Annotated in this window: 17 protein-coding genes; 6 read left to right on the top strand and 11 right to left on the bottom strand. The window is 64.1% G+C overall.

Going from position 1 to position 17590, the window contains the following annotated elements:
- Positions 1–133: 133 nt before the first annotated feature.
- Genes LB551_RS13715 through LB551_RS13725 form a run of 3 tightly spaced genes read right to left on the bottom strand, consistent with a single transcriptional unit; the run spans position 134 to position 4722 of the window.
- Positions 134–1288 carry an efflux RND transporter periplasmic adaptor subunit gene (locus tag LB551_RS13715; protein WP_140551112.1) on the bottom strand — a complete coding sequence of 385 codons (1155 nt, stop codon included), beginning with the start codon at positions 1286–1288 and terminating at the stop codon, positions 134–136.
- A gap of 15 nt (positions 1289–1303) precedes the next feature.
- Positions 1304–4480 (bottom strand): efflux RND transporter permease subunit, encoded by a 3177-nt coding sequence (locus LB551_RS13720; RefSeq protein WP_224623635.1) that lies wholly within the window; start codon positions 4478–4480, stop codon positions 1304–1306.
- On the bottom strand, positions 4474–4722 hold the full coding sequence (locus LB551_RS13725; RefSeq protein ID WP_224623393.1) for a hypothetical protein: 249 nt from the start codon (positions 4720–4722) through the stop codon (positions 4474–4476). The genes LB551_RS13720 and LB551_RS13725 overlap by 7 nt, the downstream gene beginning before the upstream one ends.
- Before the next feature lie 246 nt (positions 4723–4968).
- Here LB551_RS13725 and LB551_RS13730 point away from each other — a divergent pair, with 246 nt between their 5' ends.
- Positions 4969–5562: a TetR/AcrR family transcriptional regulator gene (locus LB551_RS13730; RefSeq protein ID WP_140497923.1), complete on the top strand. Its 594-nt coding sequence runs from the start codon at positions 4969–4971 to the stop codon at positions 5560–5562.
- A 335-nt stretch (positions 5563–5897) separates the two neighbouring features.
- On the opposite strand, the gene LB551_RS13735 is transcribed toward LB551_RS13730, so the two are convergent.
- The 5 genes from LB551_RS13735 to LB551_RS13755 form a co-directional block, all read right to left on the bottom strand.
- A complete protein-coding gene (locus LB551_RS13735) occupies positions 5898–6857 on the bottom strand; it encodes a LacI family DNA-binding transcriptional regulator (protein ID WP_224659521.1) in 960 nt (319 codons plus the stop codon).
- Between the two features lie 112 nt (positions 6858–6969).
- Complete coding sequence (locus LB551_RS13740; RefSeq protein WP_224623390.1) at positions 6970–7761, bottom strand: ATP-binding cassette domain-containing protein; 792 nt, start codon at positions 7759–7761, stop codon at positions 6970–6972.
- Positions 7762–7764: 3 nt separating this feature from the next.
- Positions 7765–8751 (bottom strand): ABC transporter permease, encoded by a 987-nt coding sequence (locus LB551_RS13745; RefSeq protein ID WP_224623387.1) that lies wholly within the window; start codon positions 8749–8751, stop codon positions 7765–7767.
- A gap of 115 nt (positions 8752–8866) precedes the next feature.
- A complete protein-coding gene (locus LB551_RS13750) occupies positions 8867–9802 on the bottom strand; it encodes a substrate-binding domain-containing protein (RefSeq protein ID WP_224659522.1) in 936 nt (311 codons plus the stop codon).
- A 271-nt stretch (positions 9803–10073) separates the two neighbouring features.
- A complete protein-coding gene (locus LB551_RS13755) occupies positions 10074–11231 on the bottom strand; it encodes a fumarylacetoacetate hydrolase family protein (RefSeq protein WP_224659523.1) in 1158 nt (385 codons plus the stop codon).
- A gap of 256 nt (positions 11232–11487) precedes the next feature.
- Here LB551_RS13755 and LB551_RS13760 point away from each other — a divergent pair, with 256 nt between their 5' ends.
- The 3 genes from LB551_RS13760 (at position 11488) to LB551_RS13770 (ending at position 13179) form a co-directional block, all read left to right on the top strand.
- Complete coding sequence (locus tag LB551_RS13760; RefSeq protein WP_224659524.1) at positions 11488–12138, top strand: 2'-5' RNA ligase family protein; 651 nt, start codon at positions 11488–11490, stop codon at positions 12136–12138.
- A gap of 131 nt (positions 12139–12269) precedes the next feature.
- Complete coding sequence (locus LB551_RS13765) at positions 12270–12623, top strand: nuclear transport factor 2 family protein (RefSeq protein WP_224623380.1); 354 nt, start codon at positions 12270–12272, stop codon at positions 12621–12623.
- A 202-nt stretch (positions 12624–12825) separates the two neighbouring features.
- On the top strand, positions 12826–13179 hold the full coding sequence (locus LB551_RS13770; protein WP_224659525.1) for an ArsC family reductase: 354 nt from the start codon (positions 12826–12828) through the stop codon (positions 13177–13179).
- A 232-nt stretch (positions 13180–13411) separates the two neighbouring features.
- Here LB551_RS13770 and LB551_RS13775 read toward each other — a convergent pair whose 3' ends face one another.
- Genes LB551_RS13775 through LB551_RS13785 form a run of 3 tightly spaced genes read right to left on the bottom strand, consistent with a single transcriptional unit; the run spans position 13412 to position 16034 of the window.
- Positions 13412–13765: a DUF488 domain-containing protein gene (locus tag LB551_RS13775; protein WP_224659526.1), complete on the bottom strand. Its 354-nt coding sequence runs from the start codon at positions 13763–13765 to the stop codon at positions 13412–13414.
- 23 nt (positions 13766–13788) lie between these two features.
- Complete coding sequence (locus LB551_RS13780) at positions 13789–15045, bottom strand: aminopeptidase (RefSeq protein WP_140551102.1); 1257 nt, start codon at positions 15043–15045, stop codon at positions 13789–13791.
- Positions 15042–16034 (bottom strand): LysR substrate-binding domain-containing protein, encoded by a 993-nt coding sequence (locus tag LB551_RS13785; protein WP_224659527.1) that lies wholly within the window; start codon positions 16032–16034, stop codon positions 15042–15044. Before LB551_RS13785 ends, LB551_RS13780 begins: the two co-directional genes overlap by 4 nt.
- Positions 16035–16127: 93 nt before the next feature.
- Between LB551_RS13785 and LB551_RS13790 the strand changes: the two genes are divergently transcribed.
- Together LB551_RS13790 and LB551_RS13795 are read left to right on the top strand one after the other, a co-directional pair.
- The gene (locus LB551_RS13790; RefSeq protein ID WP_224623372.1) at positions 16128–16328 is read left to right on the top strand and encodes a hypothetical protein; all 201 of its coding nucleotides are present in this window, start codon (positions 16128–16130) and stop codon (positions 16326–16328) included.
- Positions 16329–16404: 76 nt separating this feature from the next.
- Positions 16405–17565 (top strand): YbfB/YjiJ family MFS transporter, encoded by a 1161-nt coding sequence (locus tag LB551_RS13795; protein ID WP_224659528.1) that lies wholly within the window; start codon positions 16405–16407, stop codon positions 17563–17565.
- The last annotated feature ends 25 nt before the right edge of the window (positions 17566–17590 follow it).

Consider the following 17590-nt stretch of genomic DNA (forward strand, 5'->3'; position numbering starts at 1 on the left):
CGACAATCTAACAAGAGCTTTTGCGGCTTTTTTCACATCGCCGGTACTGGTCGGGCGGAACTGCTCGCAAAAGCGGCGCCCGCGACCTGTGGGAAGGCCGGGGCGCCGCGCTGAAACCGGGCCTGCGGGGGAGTCAGGTGGCCGGTTTCTGTGGCAGTGGCGAAATCGGCATTCCAGGACCGATCTTCTGCAGATTGCCTGTTATCACCTGGTCGCCTTCCGCGACGCCGCTCAGGATGGCCACCAGGTCGCCGCTGGTCGGCCCGGTCGAAACCAGCCGCTGGTCGACCGTATTGCCCTTGCCGACGACGTAGAGATATTTGCCGAGTTGGCTCGAACCCAGTGCGACCTGCGGCACCATCAGCGCATCGGGCTGCTGTTTGACGTGCAGCCGTACGCGGACATATTGGCCAGGCAGCAGCGCGAACTTGGCGTTGCCGATGGTGGCGCGCGCGGTGATGGTGCCGGTCGAATGGTCGATCGTGTTGTCGATGAAGGTGAGTTCACCCTTCTGATGGGCTTCGGTCTCGCCCGGGAGCAGCACCTCGACCTCGATCGGGCCGGCGGCGCGAGCTTCCTCGATCTGCGCCAGATCGCTCTCGCTCGGATTGAAGGTTACATAGATCGGGTCGAGCTGCACCAGCGTGTTGAGCACCGTGCCGGCGACACTGACCAGCGTGCCGATCGAGGCCTGGTTACGGCCGATGCGGCCGGCGAAGGGAGCGCGGATCTCCGAATAGCTCAGATTGAGCTCGGCCGTGCGGACCGCCGCCTGGTTGAGCGCCAGCGACGCCTGCGCCTCGCGCAGAGTGCTGGTGCGCTGGTCGAAGCTGTCCTTGGCCAGGTAGCCGCTCTTGGCGAGCTCGGTGCCGCGGCCGAGATTGGAGCGGGCATAGTCGAGCGTCGCGGTGTCGCGCTGCACCTGCGCTTTCGCCTGGTCGAGCGCCGCCTGGAAATCCTGCGGCGCGATCTTGTAGAGGAGGTCGCCCTTCTTGACGTCGGCACCGTCTTCGGCGACCTGCTCTTCCAGGTAACCCGGCACTCTGGCCTGCAGCGTGACGCTGCGGATCGGTTCGGTGCGGGCGGCATAGTCGAGATAGATCGGGATCGTCTTCTTCACCACGCTGGTCACCGGCACCGGCATGACGAATGCCGCGGGAGCGGGGGTCGCCGCTCCGGCCGTGCCGGCATTGAGGCTGAGGCTGCCCATATCGAGCAGGTGAACGCTCGCCACCGAGATTGCGCCCAGCGCGACAGCCGCGCCCAAAGCGATTTTCCATTTACGCATGTTCAGTCTCCAATCTTATTCGGCCGCTTGCGCCATGGGCGGCAAGGCGGGTTCGGCAGTTGGTTCGGAATGCAGGGAAGCGGGCTCGTCGTCGCCGCGCCGTTCGCGCAGCTGTTCGATGACCGCATAGAAGACCGGCACGAACACCAGCGACAGGATGGTCGCTGCCACCATGCCGCCGAAGACGGTCGTGCCGATCGATTGACGGCTGGCGGCACCGGCGCCGGTCGCGAACATCAGCGGCAGCACGCCCAGGATGAAGGCGAAGGCCGTCATCAGGATCGGCCGCAGCCTCAGCCGTGCCGCTTCCATCGCCGCTTCGACGATGCTGAGGCCTTCTTCGCGCCGTCGCCGGGCGAACTCGACGATCAGGATGGCGTTCTTGGCCGCCAGGCCGATCAGCATGACGAAGCCGATCTGCGAGTAGACGTCGATCTGCATGCCGCGCACCCACAGCACCACGAATGCGCCGAACAGGGCGAGCGGCACTGCCAGCAGCACCATGAACGGCATCGCCCAGCTCTCATATTGCGCCGCCAGGATCAGGAAGACGAAGACGATGGCGAGGCCGAAGACGACCGACGCGATCGATCCCGCCTTGAGCTCCTGGAAAGTGATGCCGGTCCATTCGAAGCCGAAATCCCTTGGCAGAGCCGTGGCGGCGGCCCGTTCCATGGCGGCGACCGCCTGGCCGGACGAATAGCCGGGCGCAGCGCCGCCATTGATCGAGGCCGAGGCGTTGTTGTTGTAGTGCGGCACCGTTTCCGGGCCGACGAACGGCACCAGCTTGCCCAGCGTGCTGAGCGGCACCATGCCGCCGGAGGCATTGCGCACATAGAGCCGCGAAATGTCGGCCGCACCCGCGCGTGCATCCTTGTCGGCCTGGATGGTCACCCGGAAGGTGCGGCCGAACAGGTTGAAGTCGTTGACGTAGAGCGAGCCGAGATAGATCTGCAGCGTGTTGAAGACGTCAGGCAGGTTGAGCCCAAGCAGCTTCGCCTTGGCGCGGTCGAGGTCGTAGTTGAACTGCGGCGTCGAGGTCGAGAATGGGGAGAAAAGCTGCTGCGGGTTGATTTCCGGCTGCTTGCGCGCCTCGGCGATCACGGCTTGCGTCGCATCGTTGAGGGCGGTGCTGCCACGACCGGTGAGGTCCTCGACGACGAATTCGAAGCCGCCGGTGGTGCCGATGCCCGGGATCGATGGCGGATCGAAGGAGAGCGCGAACGCCTCCGGGATCTGCATCAGCTTGCCGCGTACGTCGGCGACGAGCTTGGAGGCGCTCTGGTCGGGACCGCGCTCCTCCCACGGTTTCAGGATGGCGAATTCGACCGCGGAATTCGACTGCGCCGCGCTGGTCAGGAAGTTCAGTCCGCTGATCGAGCCGACGATGTCGACGCCGGGCGTCGCCTGCAGGATGTCGCGCGCCTTCTGCGCCACCGAGTCGGTACGCTCCAGCGAAGCGCCGTCGGGCAACTGGATGACGACGAAGAAATAGCCCTGGTCCTCGACCGGAAGGAAGGTCGAGGGAAGCTTCGCCCAGACGAAATAGGTGGCGACCAGCCCGGCCGCGAACAGGCCGAGCATGATCCAGCGCAAACGGATGAGGACGCGCACGCCATTGGCATAGGCATGCGACAGCCTGTCGAAGCCCGAATTGAACCAGCGGAACAGCACGAACTGTTCGCCATGGCGATGACGCAGGAAGGCAGCGCTCAGTGCCGGGCTCAGCGTCAGCGAATTGAAGGCGGAAATGCCGACCGAGATCGCCACCGTCAGCGCGAACTGGTTGTAGAGCCGTCCCGAAACGCCGGGGATGAAGGCGACCGGCACGAAGACGGCCATCAGCACGGCTGTGGTCGCGATGATCGGACCGGTGACCTCGGCCATTGCGGCTTTCGTCGCGGCCAACGGTTTCAGCCCGGCCTCGAGCTGTCGTTCGACATTCTCAACCACCACGATGGCATCGTCGACGACGAGGCCGATCGCCAGCACCATGCCGAGCAGGGAGAGCATGTTGAGCGAGAAGCCCATCATCTCCATGACGACGAGCGTCGCCACCAGCGACACCGGAATGGCGATCGTCGGAATGATTGTGGTGCGCCAGCTTTGCAGGAAGACGAACACCACGGCGACGACGAGAACCAGAGCCTCGCCAAGCGTGATCAGCACGTCATGCATGGAGGCCGAGACGAAGCGCGTCGTGTCGTAGTGCATGGCATAGCTGACGCCCTTGGGAAAGCGGGCGGACAGCTCCTGCATCTTGTCCTTCACGCGCTGCTGCAGATCGAGCGCGTTGGAACCGGGCATCTGGTAGACGGCGAGCACCACGGTCGGGTCCTTGCCGAAGAAGGCCGACGACGAATATTGCAGGGCGCCGAGCTCGATGCGGGCGACGTCGCGCAGCCGCACCAGCGAGCCGCTGGTGGTGTTGGCGCGCACCACGATGTCGCCGAACTCCTTGGGATCGCTCAACCGGCCGACGGCATTGACCTGCATCTCGAAAGCCGTGCCGGCAGGTGCCGGAGACTGGCCGATCTTGCCGGCGGCCACCTGGACGTTTTGCTCGGCAATGGCGTTCTGGACGTCGACGGCGGTGATGCCGAGATTGGCGAGCTTGTCCGGATCGAGCCAGACGCGCATCGAATAGCGCCGCTCGCCGAAGATCTGCACGTCGCCGACACCGGGCAGCCGCTTCAGCGGGTCCACCACTTGCAGATAGGCAAGGTTCGACAGCGCCACCGGATCGACGGAGCCGTCGGGGGAGGTGAGATTGACGATGAGGACAAAGTTCGGATTCTGCTTCTTGATCGTCACGCCGCCCTGGTTGACGATCGCCGGCAGCGACGAGGCAGCCTGCGAGACCCGGTTCTGGACGTCGACGGCGGCGGTGCTCAGGGAATAGCCGACATCGAAGGTGATGGTGATCGTCGAGGAGCCGTCGTTGGAGCTGGTCGACGACATGTAGGTCATGCCTTGCACGCCGTTGATCTGCTGCTCCAGCGGCGTCGTCACCGTGTCGGCGACCACCTGCGCGCTGGCTCCCGGATAGTGGGCGCTGACCACGACCTGCGGCGGTGTGATGTCGGGAAACTGCGAGACGGGCAGCAGGAAATAACAAATCGTCCCGGCGAGCACCATGATGATGGCGATCGCCGAGGCGAAGATCGGGCGGTGAATGAAGAAGTTTACCACGACACGCACGCCTCTCCGGCTGCTCTTGCCCTGCCGAACGCAGTGGCAACCCTGGACAGCTTCTGGCCGCGCCCGAACTCTTCCGACGAACGGAGCAACGGCACATCACCGCGCTGCGTGCCCGCAAGCCTGCGCAGCATTGTTTCGAAAGCGCGCGGATCGACCCCGTCGGCTTTCATGACCAGCCGGATCATCGGATCCCGGACGGCTTCATCTATGGTAAGATCGCGGCGCTGTGGCATTGGCCGGCTCCTTGTCTGTCGATTCGCAGCCCATGCTCGCGAACCGTTTTTCATCTCTTCACCGGCCGGAGCCGCATGAAATGCAATTTTTCGCCCGCCCCGATCTGGCCGGACCAGATCACGGTCTTGTTATTGACGGCGGGCGCCATAGGTGTTACCAGTAAGTAACGTGCTGGAAGTTACAGACCGGTAACACCCTAGTCAAGAGGTGGCCGAGGGATTTTTGGAAACGAAAGGAGATCAATGATGACAGACGGCGTCGTGGAGCGCCCTCGTCCCCGGGATCGGATCCTGGAAACGGCGCGCGACATGTTCCACAAGCACGGCATCAAGGGCGTCGGCGTCGACGCCATCACCGAGGCTGCCGGCACGAACAAGATGACGCTCTACCGTCATTTCGAATCCAAGGACGATCTGATCATCGAATGCCTGCGCGCCACCGCATCCAAGGCCGGCGCGATGTGGGACGCATTCGAGGCCGAGCATCCGGGCGACAAGCTCGCGCAACTGCATGCCTGGGTTCGCAAGGCGGCCGAGATGCTGACGGCCGATTGCCGGGGCTGCGACATGGCTAACGCCGCGGTTGAGCTGACTGAACCCGACCATCCGGCCAGGCGCGTGATCAAGGAGCTCAAGGAAGCCCAGCGCGAGCGCCTGGTGGCGCTCTGCCGGGGAGCCGGCATCGGCCAGGCCGAACTTCTGGCCGATACGCTTTCGCTGCTGTGCGAGGGCGCGCGCGTGAGCGTGCAGACCGTTGGCACCGAAGGCCCCAGCGCGCAATTGGTGCGCATGGCGGAAGGGTTGATCCAGTCGTTCAGGGGCGGAGCCGCCGCGGGCTGATCCATCGGCGAGGCTCATTGGCGCCGGACAGCGCGTACGCTTCCGGTTGCCGTACCTTTTGATCCTGCGAGAATTCCCTGCCGTTCCGGAAATGTCCGGCATGCGATAAAAAAGCCCGCTGCCGGGAGGAGGTGGCAGCGGGCTCGATTTCGAATGTGGTGCGGGAGGAGGTGCACCCCACTCAGCGCCGGCATCGCATCTGGGAGGAGTAGATGGCCGACGACCAGAAGCTATGAGTTGCCCAATGATTCGGCAATCGTGAATCGTGCATAGCAGCTGTGCAGATTCGCCGTATCGCTCGCGAACACCGTGACCGGAAGACCTTGCGGCCCGCGTCACTGCACCGGGACATTTTCCCGGAAGATCAGCCGCGGCTCGATGAACTTCCGCGTCAGGTAGGGCGCCGATGATGCGATCGAGCCAAGCAGGCGGATGACCGATTGCTCGGCGATCAGCCTGGCATTCTGGTCGATGACGACGTCGGCTAGATCGTCGACGAGATAGCCGCGCGTTTCCCTCGTCAGGTCGTGACAGATGAATACCGGCTTGCGGTTGGGCCTGGCCTCCCGGATGGCTTTGGCAACGCCGGAGCGTCCAGCTCCAATGCAATAGATGCCGAGCAGTTCCGGCTCGTTGCGCAGCGCCTTCATGGTTTCGGCATAGCTGGCATCGGGCTCGTCGTTGATCTCGACGGCGCTGCTGACGCTGAGGTTGGGGAACTCCTCGCCGAGCACGGAGCGGAAACCCATCTCGCGTTCCTCATGGCCGCGATAGGAGCGCGAGCCGACCACCATCGCCAGCTGGCCCTCGCGGTCGCCGAGAAAGCGCCCCATCAGGAGTGCGGCGGTCCGTCCGGCCACCCGGTTGTCGATGCCGACATAGGCCGAGCGGGGTGCCGCCGGAATATCGGACACCAGCGTCACCAGGCGGATGCCGGCCTCGACGATGTCGCGCAGGATGTTGCGCGTCCTGGGATGATCGACGGCGATGACGCCGACGCCGTTGGCTCTCAGCGACAGGTTTTCGAGGGCGGCCTGCAAGGCATAATCCTCGATATGCCTGGCCAGATCCTGCATGAAGGCGTTGCTGCCGATCGGCAGGAAGAATTCCAGATTGGCCGGCCGGGACGGAAGCGTTACCTGGTCGGCGACCGGCAGATAGCCGAGCTGCTTGGCGGCCTCCATGACGCGCTGCCGGTTGGCCGCGCTGACCCCCTTGCGGTTGTTGAGCACCCTGTCGACCGTCGCGGTCGACAGTTCGCAGCTCCTGGCGATGTCGGAGACGGTGGCTTTCATGCCGCAACCTATGCGCCGATGCGATGGCACGCCAGGCGGGCGATGCGGCCTGAGCGCTCCCATCGTCCGGATGCCCACTCTGCTGCTTCGCCAGGACGGTTTGCGTCCATCCTCAATGCGGCGCCTTGCCATCGGCGATGGCGTCGCGGATTTCCTTGTCCGACATGCCGGTGATGATGCGTTCGACCTCCGCCACGCTGGTCGTCTTGGGGTCGATGTCCCCGGCCACCACCTTGCCGCGCCGCATGACGACGATGCGGTCCACCACCTGGAAGACGTGGTGGATGTTGTGCGCGATGAAGATGCAGGAATGGCCGGAATCGCGCGCGCTGCGCACGAAGCTCAGCACACCCTGGGTTTCGGCGACGCCGAGATTGTTGGTCGGTTCGTCGAGGATGATGAGGTCGCTGTCGAAATGCATGGCGCGCGCGATCGCCACCGCCTGGCGCTCGCCGCCGGAGAGGGAGCCGATCGGCGTGGTCGGCGGGATGTTCTTGGAAATGCCGACCTGCTTGAGCAGGTCGCGCGCGACCGTGTTCATCGCCTCCTGATCCATGCGGTTGAGGAAGCGCGGCGGCTTGATCGGCTCGCGTCCGAGGAACAAATTGCGGGCGATCGACAGTTGCGTGACCAGCGCCGAGTCCTGGTAGATGGTCTCTATGCCGTTGGCGATGGCGTCGCTGGTGCTGCGCAGGTTCACCTTCTTGCCGCGGATGAAGATGTCGCCGCTGGTCAGCGGCACCGCGCCCGACAGCACCTTGATCAGCGTCGACTTGCCGGCGCCGTTGTCGCCGAGCAGGCCGACGATCTCGCGCTCGTTGACGTGGAAATTGGCGTCCACCAGCGCCTGCACGCGCCCGTAGGACTTGCGGATGTTCTGCATGCGGATCAGTGGCTCGGCCATGGTTCACGTCCCTGCCTGATGCCGGCGTTCCAGCCATGAATGAAGCGCCATCATGCCAAGGATGATCGCGCCGATGAAGATGTTGTAGGCAAGGCCCGGCACGCCGATCAGCACGATGCCGTTGCGCATGACGCGCAGGATCAGGATGCCGAGCACGGTGCCGATGATCGTGCCGCGCCCGCCCGTCAGCGCGGTGCCGCCGATCACCACCATGGCGATGACCTCGAGCTCGTAGCCGGTGCCGCTATTGGGGTTGGCGGCCGAGGTGCGCAGCGAGGATATGACGCCGGCAAGCGAGGCCATGACCGAGGACAGCACGAACAGGCCGATCTTGACGCCGTTGACGTTGACGCCGCGCGCCCTTGCAGCGTTCGGGTTGCCGCCGGCCGCCTGGATCCAGTTGCCGGTGCGGCTTTGCGTCAGCACATAGCCCAGCGCGATGGCCGCGGCGATGAACCAGAACAGCGACATGTAGATGCGGAACGGGCCGATGAAGAAATCGCCGACCAGCGCCTCCGCAAGCCAACTGCCCTCGGCGCTCCAGGTACGCTGCGGAAAACCATCGGTGACGAACAGCGCGGTGCCCCGCACCACCAGCAGCATGCCGAGCGTGACCAGGAAGGACGGGATCTTGAGCTGCGTGACGAACCAGCCATTGACCAGCCCGATGAAGGCGGCGACCAGCAGCGCGACGACGAAGCCGATCTCCAGCGAGGTGAGGCCGCTGTTGAACAGCGTCCACATCAGCACCGGCGAGAAGCCGAACAGCGAGCCGACGGAAAGGTCGAATTCGCCCGACGTCATCAGCAACGTCATGGCCAGCGCGATCAGTCCGAGCTCGACGGTGAAAGCCAGTGTGTTGGAAATGTTCTGCGGTGACAGGAAGTCGTGGTTGAAGCCCCAGAAGACGGCGATCTCGACGACGAGCAGCACGAAGGGGCCGAATTCCGGCCGCGCGATCAGACCTTGGACAAGCGAACGATTTTCCACGTGTAACCCGCGACTGGTTGGAATGGGCCGGACTGTCGGGCCGCGTCGAATGGCTCGATACCGGCAAAGGGCAGGGCGCCGCACGCCGGTGACGTGCGGCGCTGGAGATCAGGGACTATTTGCCGGACAGGATCTTGTCGTAGACCCCGGCGGTGTCTTTCTCATAGAGCGCGCCGGTGATGACGTTGAAGCCCGGGGGAATGCCGCTCGCGGCCATGTTGGCGAGCGACAGCGCGACATAGCTGGTCGCCTGTGGGTCCTGCCACTGGCCGGCATTGACATAGCCGTTCAGCACTTCCTGCGTGGTGTCGAGCGAGTTGCCCCAGCCGACGACCGGGATTTCGCCCGGCTTGACGCCGACCTGGTCGAACACGCGTTTGATCGAGCCGGTGACGAGGTCGCCAAGGCCGATGATCGCCTTCACCTTGGCCTTGTTGGCGGTGAGATAGTCGACCATGCGATTGATCACTTCGGCCTGGTCGAGCGTCGCCTCGGTCACCTCATAGGTGATGCCGAGCGGCTCGAACACGCTCTTGATGCCTTCCTCCTCCTGGACGCCGTAGGTGGCGCCGGGAATCTCGACCGGCATCCAGACGAAGTCGCCCTTCTTCACCAGGCCCTTGTCGACCAGGTATTGCGCCCAGTGCTTGCCGAAGGTTACGTTGTCACCGCCGACATAGGCGTTGAAATTGGCCTTGGGATCGGGCGTGTTGAAGTTGATGATCGGGATGTTGGCCGCGCGGGCTTCCTTGACGATCTCGACAAGGCTGCCCGGATCGGGGCTGGTGGTGGTGATACCGTCGGCCTTGGCCGAGATCGCGGCCCGCACCGCCTCCTGCTGGGAGGCGACGTCGCCATTGTGGAACGAGGTGTTGACGGTGTTGCCGGTGTCCTTGGCCCATTGCTTGGCGCCGGCAAGGAAGTAGGTCCAGACCGGATCGGCCGGGCCGCCATGTGAAATCCAGTAGAACGTCTTGGCCTGCGCCGCCGCCGGAATGACCGTCAGCGCGACCAGCAGGCCGTATAGAACCACTCTTAGCCGTGTCAGCATTTGATTTCCTCCCGTTTGAAATTGATCAGTTTGAAACCGCCCTTTGATCGGGCAAGATCGCGTCCTCCTCGCCAACGCCGTGTTGGATGATCAGAGCATCCTCTTTTTCGACAAATGGCAAGCCTCCGCCTGTCAGTCGTAGTCAGCGCCTGACGGGGCGCCATCAGGAGACCCATCAGATTGCATCAGTTCGAATGATTTTTCGCGGCATGCGATACCGGCCTCGAGGGTCGCCGGAGCGATGGTTGACCGCCTCCGGCAACGCGAGGAGCTAGAGGAGGCCGGCCCTGGCAAGATCGCGCATCAGATGGCTGGCGCCGTAGGTCCAGTGCGGGCAGTCCGGCGACAACCGCACCCGGTTGACCAGCGCGCCGAACTTCTCCGACGAGATGGTGACGATGTCGCCGACCTTGTGGGTAAACCCCTTGCCCTTCTCGCCGCGATCCTTCGACGGCACGAACATGGTGCCGAGATAGAGCGCCAGGCCGTCGGGGTATTGGTGATGCGGGCCCATGGCGGCGGCGACGAGCTCTTCGGGAGAGCGGCTGATCTCGGCCATCGAGCTTGCGCCCTCGAGCTCGAACCCGTCCTCACCCTCGACCTTGAGGCGCACCACCGCGTTCTTCACGTCGTCGATGGAGAACGTGCCGTCGAACAGGCGGATGAAGGGGCCGAGCGAGGCGGAGGCGTTGTTGTCCTTGGCCTTGCCGAGGAGCAGCGCGGAGCGCCCTTCGACGTCGCGCAGATTGACGTCGTTGCCGATGGTGGCGCCGACGATCTTGCCGCTGCTGCCGGCGATCACTGCGATCTCCGGCTCCGGATTGTTCCAGGTCGAGACGGGATGCAGGCCGACATCGGCGCCGAAACCGACCGAGGCCATCGGCTGGCATTTGGTGAAGATCTCGGCATCCGGACCGATGCCCACTTCCAGATATTGCGACCAGGCGCCGCGCGAGATCAGCTTGGCCTTGATCTCCATCGCTTCGGGAGACCCCGGCTTGAGCTTGGACAGATCGTGGCCGATCAGCCCGGCAATGTCGGCGCGGATGGCATCGGCCCGTTCCGCCGAACCGCGCGCCTGTTCCTCGATGACGCGTTCCAACAGGCTGACGACGAAGGTGACGCCCGAGGCCTTGATTGCCTGCAGGTCGACCGGGGAGATGAGATAGGGCTTTGCCGGATCACGCGCGGCCTCGAAACTGTTGGCCGCGATGTCGTCGAGCGAGCCGATCGGCTTGCCCCTGGCCGAGCGCACATAACCGGCCGGATCGGCCATCTCGCAGATATCACGCACGGTCGGCGCCGTGCTCGACGTGATGTCGAAGACGGTGCCATCACGCACCGTGACCACCAGGGGATGCGAGGCATCGCTGCTTCTGGCGCGCCCGACAAAAAGGCCTTCGGCGGGCAGATGCATCGGGTTCGTCATGCGTGCGGTCCTCTGATCATCGAAATGCGGCTTGCCGGTTCGGCGCGGCACTTTCACCGGATTCCTGTCAAAGGTCTATCCCGTTTGTGGTGATCCAGGCGCCATGTCTGCCGGCGTCGTCGGCCATTGGCCTACCGCAAGGAAGCACTCCTTGGGGGTTGGATGCATGCGGCGGTGCGGGAGCCCCAATGCCTGCGTCATTTTTTTGGGCTTGAGTTTGTTCTTGTTTTGTTCTAATATGCTCAACCTGAGTCAATTGGCGGACGAGATCAGTATGAGTGGGCAACCCGCATTCGGAACCGCGAGGAACGGCCAGGCCTTTTTTCGATGGGAGCAGGCGGGGAAGCATCTCCACCGGCTGTTCTTTGCCATCCTCGTCGGCAGCGCGATTGCTGGTCGTCTCGCGCGAAAGGCCATTGCCTTGAACCGTGAGTTCGGATTGCAAGGCTGGCTGGTCCCGGAAAATCACATCCACATCTCGCTTGTCGGCCTCGGCGACCATGAGGAGTATCCGCAAGAACTGGTAGAGACCGCCTGTCATATCGGATCGATGATCGTTGCGAAGCCCTTCGAGGTCTCGTTCGATCGCCTGTCGGCTTTTGGCGGTGGCGCGCTGGTCCTGCGCGGCAACGATGGCAATCCGTCGCTGCAAAAGTTCTGGCGTGATCTGACGGCGGTGATCTCGGACAGTCCGTTGAAACCCTTTCTCACCAGGTCCATGGAACCGCATGTTACGTTGCTTCGTGACGAAGTGGGCGTTCCCAGGGTACGCGAGCGGTCGATCGATCCGGTCGGCTGGACGGTCCGGGATTTTGTGCTGATCCACAGTCTCATCGGGAAGAGCGCCTACAAGCAGCCCGGACGTTGGCGGCTGACCGGCCAGGACGATGCACTGCCCGCCATGTGAGAGCCTGGAACCGTCCCCACATGCGCCGCGCGGTCCATCCTCCTGACAGGACATGTCAGCTATCAAGCGGAACGATGATGGCAGGCCGACGAGCTTTCCCTATTTGCAAGACGTCTGAACAGGAGGAACACATGACCAACGCGGAAATTGCGAAGGATTTCACGGCGCTTCTCAAGCGCGGTGACTACGAAAGCGCTGCCGAGAAATATAACGCCGACGACATCGTCAGCTATGAAGCGATGGAGGGGCCGATGGCCGTCTGCCGTGGCAAGGATTCTGTCAAGCAGAAGGGCCAGTGGTGGCAGGAAAACAACGAGGTCCATGGCGGCTCCGTCGAGGGCCCTTACGTCAACGGCGACCAGTTCGCCGTGCGCTTCACATTCGACATAACGCCCAAGGCCACGGGCCAGCGTGTCACCATGGACGAGGTTGGCCTGTACACGGTGAAGAACGGCAAGATTGCCGAAGAGCGCTTCTATTATTGACACGGGTTTTCCGGCTGTCGGCACATTTCGCGCATCCTAGGCGGCCACGATCATGTCCTGGCCGCTATCCCTATGCACGTCGTTCACGGATCGGCGACCGCCATTGAAGAAACTCACCCCTCGATGATTCGGCCGGCCGCTGGCAAAGCGCGCGGGGGCTGCTTAACCTGCCGCCAGATTCGAAGTCCGAAAGGCGCCTGTTTTGACGATCACCATGTACGGCATCACCACTTGCGACACGATCAGGAAGGCCCGCGTCTGGCTGGAAGGCCATGCAGTGCCATATCGTTTCCACGATTACCGGGCCGAAGGGATCGAGGCGGGCAGGCTGGATGACTGGGCCCGCAAGGTCGGCTGGGAAAAGCTGCTCAATAAGGGCAGCACGACGTTCCGCGAGTTGCCGGAGAAGGATAAACAGGACCTGGATGAAAAGAAGGCCAAAGCCCTGATGCTGGCCAAGCCGACGATGATCAAACGGCCTGTGCTGGAGCTTGGCGACCAGATTTTGGTTGGGTTCAAGCCGGATGTTTACGAGGCGGCGGTGGGCGGGAAGTAGAACAACACTCCGTACCCGGCGTTCCTTCGCGCCCCCTCTGTCCGGCCGGACATCTCCCCACGAGGGGGGATTGGCTGCAACGGCGGCTTTCGCAAATCGCCAATGTGGAACCGGGGCGCGGCAACTGCCGATCTCCCCCCAAGTGGGGGAGATGTCCGGCAGGACAGAGGGGGGCGCTGCCCCGCCGGCGTCTCAAGGCTAACGCGCTCCCACCAGCTGGAAGTGTGGTCGCTCAATCCGCGCGCAAATACCCCATCAGCGCGACCGCATTGTTGTGTGCCTCGTCATGCGCGCCGTAGAGCAGCGTCACCTTGCCGTCGCGGAGCAGGGCGCGCAGTTGCGCCACCGCCTCGCCATTGCCGTCCAGTTCGGCACGATACCGCTTCTGAAACTCTGCCCAGCGTTCAGGCTCGTGCCCGAACCACTTGCGCAGCTCGTCGCTCGGCGCGATCTCTTTCAGCCATAGCGCCAGCGCGGCGTCCTTCTTGGCGACGCCGCGCGGCCAGATGCGGTCGACCAGAACCCGCTGGCCATCGGCCTTTTCGGGTGCCTCATACACCCGCTTGACCACGATCTCGAAGGCCATCGGCTCTCCTTCGTGCGCTCCCGTCAGGCCCACTCGCCCTTGCGCATGACCGGCACGCGGCTGCCATCCTTGCCGACGCCGTCGATGTCGATCTTGTCCGAGCCGATCATCCAGTCGATGTGGATGAAGCTCTTGTTGCCGCCGCGCTCCGCGATCTCGGCCTGGCTGAGCGAGGCGCCGTCGACGAAGCACTTCGAATAGCACTGGCCGAGCGCGATGTGGCAGGCGGCGTTTTCGTCGAACAGCGTGTTGAAGAACAACAGGCCGCTCGCCGAGATCGGCGAGGAATGCGGCACCAGCGCCACTTCGCCAAGCCGGCGTGCGCCCTCGTCGGTATCGAGCACTTTCTTCAGCACGTCCTCGCCCTTCGAAGCCTTCGCCTCGACGATCCTGCCGCCCTCGAAACGCACCGAAATCTCGTCGATCAGCGTGCCCTGGTAGGAGAGCGGCTTGGTCGACGAAACATGGCCTTCCACCCGCCGCGCATGCGGCGTGGTGAAGACCTCCTCGGTCGGGATGTTGGGATTGCAGGTGACGCCGTTCTTGGCGGTGGAGGCGCCGCCCATCCATTCATGGCCGTCGGCCAGCCCGACCGTCAGGTCGGTGCCCGGCCCGGTGAAATGAAGCGCATGGAAATTATGGCCGTTGAGCCATTCGGTGCGGCTGCGAAGGGCCGCATTGTGGGCCTTCCAGTTGCCGATCGGGTCTTCCACGTCCACGCGCGAGGCGGCGAAGATGGCGTCGGCGAGCTTGGCCACTGCAACGTCGTCGGCGTCATCGGGGAAGACCTGCTTGGCCCAGGCGAGATCCGGATAGGCGACGATGTTCCAGTTGATGTCGAAGCCGGTGATCTTTTCCAGCGCCGGCTGGTAGGCCATCGAATTGGCCTTGTTGGCGCGCGCCACTTTCGCCGGGTCCTGCGCCGACAGGAGCGAGGGATCCTCGCCGCGCACGGCAAGTCGCGCCGCATTGTTGGAGAAGGCCTTGGCCATGCCTTCGTACAGCCAGCCGGCGGCCCGGTCGAAGCCGGCGTCCGCGCCATAGCGAAAGCGCGCCAGCGTGATCTCGTCGTCGTTGAAGATCGGCGTCACCAGCCCCGCGCCGGCCTTGTAGGCATGCTCGACGATGCGCCTGGTCAGCGGCAGCGCGGCGATGGACGAGGTCAGTACCAGGTCCTGCCCGGGCTGCAATTGCAGCCCCACCTTGATAGCGACTTCCGCCAGCCTGTCGAGCTTCACCGGGTCGATCGTTGCGGAAACGCCGCGCGAATGTGTGGTCATGATCCTGCCTGCCGTAGTTTGATGTCGGACTCTACATAGACCGGCGGCACCGTGCTTTCCACCGTGATCGCGTCGCTCGTGCCTGTCTTCGCGGAGCCGAACCGCGCCATCGTCGCCTCGATCTCTTCCCTGATCCAGAGTTTGAAATCCCGGATCTTGCGGCTTTCGGCCTTGGCGGCGGAGGTCACCAGCCAATAGCCTAGCCCGCTCTGGGCGCGGATCCCGAACGGCGCCACGAGCCGCCCGTCGGCCAGCGCATCGGCGGCGAGGAGCTGCCAGCCCAGCATGACGCCGTGGCCGGCAATCGCCGATTCCAGGCAAAGCATCGGATCGGTGAAGCGCGCGCCCTTCAGGAAGGTGACGGGTTCGACACCGGCCGCGGCGAACCAGCTTTCCCAACTGATCATCGCCCGTTCGTCGGTGATCGCGCAGGTCTGGGCAAGGTCTTCGATCGATTTCAGTTTCTTCGCGATCGAGGGCGCGCAGACCGGGAACACCTCTTGTGCCAAAAGCAACTCCGCCTTGCCGCCCGGCCATTTGCCGTCGCCAAGCCGGATGGCGATATCGATATCGGAATGGTCGAGGTCTGCCAGCCGCACAGAGGCGTCGATGCGCAACAGCACTTTGGGATGCCGGGTGAAGTGATGCGACAGCCGCGGCAGCAGCCATTTCGAGGCGAATGCCGGCGCCACTGAAACCACCAGCGTGCATTGGCGCGCCTCGTCGGCCAGCGCCACGGCCTGGGTGAGCTCGCGGAAACCCGCGCCGAGGCGCGTCGCGAACATGGCGCCGAATTCCGTCAGGACGAGCCCCTTGGCCGTTCTCTCGAACACCGACTGACCGAGCTGCTGCTCCGCGCGCTTTATCTGCTGGCTGACGGCGCTGGCCGAAACGTTGAGTTCGCCGGCGGCCGAGGCAAGCGAGCCGAGACGGGCGACGGTCTCCACGGCGCGAAGGCCATTGAGGTGGACGCGGTTGAGCATGGCCATTGAGTTTTTCTAAACCAGCGGGGCTGAAATCTCAATTGAAAGTGATGCCGAAAGCGCAGACTTTATCCCCAAGACAGGCCTGCGGAGGCTGAGATGTTAAGGCTGTTCGCGTCGCTCAAGATATTCTTCCCTGTGCACGAGCCGCCTTGCGGTGGCGAAACGGTCGCATGGCTGACCGATCCGCTGTCGCATCCCGTGCTGAGCGCCATGTCGGAGCGCGAACTCGGCGACATGCCGTTTCGGCTGACGGCGCGTCGCACTGCCCACGAGACGGCGCAAGCGGGCTGCCGCTGATTGGTGCTTACGGCCCGGCGCCTGGCCCAATGCAAGCGCGTTGTGTCGCCGGTCCACGGACTTATTGTGCACCGCGATGACATCCGCCACCTCAACAGCGCTGCGGTTCGCTTTCGCCGGCATGATCGCCATGGCCGTCGCCATGGGCATTGGTCGTTTCGTCTACACGCCGATCCTGCCGGGCATGATGGAAGAACTCCATCTGTCGGCGGCCGATGCGGGCTGGATCGCGTCAGCCAATTATCTCGGCTACCTCGCCGGCGCCTTTGCCGCGGCGGGCGGCTGGGCGCATGGGCGCGAGCGCCTGCTGATGCTGACAGGTCTGGGCGCCAGCGCTCTGCTTGCCGCGCTCATGGGGCTGTCGGATACGATCCCCGCCTTTCTTGTCATCCGCTTTCTGGCCGGCCTGGCCAGCGCCTTCGTCATGGTGTTCCTGGCCAGCATTGTTTTCAGCCATCTTGCCGCGGCCGGCCGCAGCGATCTGCAGGCGTGGCATTTCGGCGGCGTCGGCCTCGGCATCGCCGTGTCCTCGGTGCTGATGGCGGCCCTGGTCAGCGACCATGCCGGCTGGGCGGCGGGCTGGCTGTGGTCGGCGGCGATCTCGGCTTGTGGCTTCGTCGTCGTGGCGCTGTTGGTGGACAGCGGGCCGTTGGCCAGCGGCGATACCGGCCGCGAGCCGGTGCTGCCGAAAGACCGCTCGCTGACCAAGGTGATCGTCGCTTACGGCTTGTTCGGCTTCGGCTACGTGGTGACGGCGACCTTCCTGGTCGCCATTGTCCGGCAAGGCGGCGGCGGACGCGTGTTCGAGGCGGTGGTCTGGATGGTCACCGGTCTCGCCGGCTTTCCCTCGGTCTGGCTCTGGCAGAAGATATCGGTACGGATCGGCCTTTACACGACCTATGCGCTGGGATGTTTCGTCGAGGTCGTCGGCATAGTCGCAAGCGTCGCGGTAGGCGGGCGCACCGGGCCGCTGCTCGGCGGCCTGCTCGTTGGCGGCACGTTCATCGCCATCACCGCGCTCGGCCTGCAGACCGCGCGGCAACTGGCGCCACAGGCTCCGCGGCGGACCTTCGCCTTGATGACGGCTTCGTTCGGTCTTGGCCAGATCATCGGCCCGATTGCGGCTGGGCTCCTGGCGCAGGCGTCGGGCGATTTCTTCCTTGCCTCGATCGCCGCCGCGGCCGTTCTGGTCGCCTCCGGCGTCATCACATGGTCGGCCGCGCCAAAATCGCCATGATTGTGGGTTTGCTCGGTGCCGGGCA

Source organism: Mesorhizobium sp. BR1-1-2, from assembly GCF_020165435.1.
Taxonomy (GTDB): Bacteria; Pseudomonadota; Alphaproteobacteria; order Rhizobiales; family Rhizobiaceae; genus Mesorhizobium.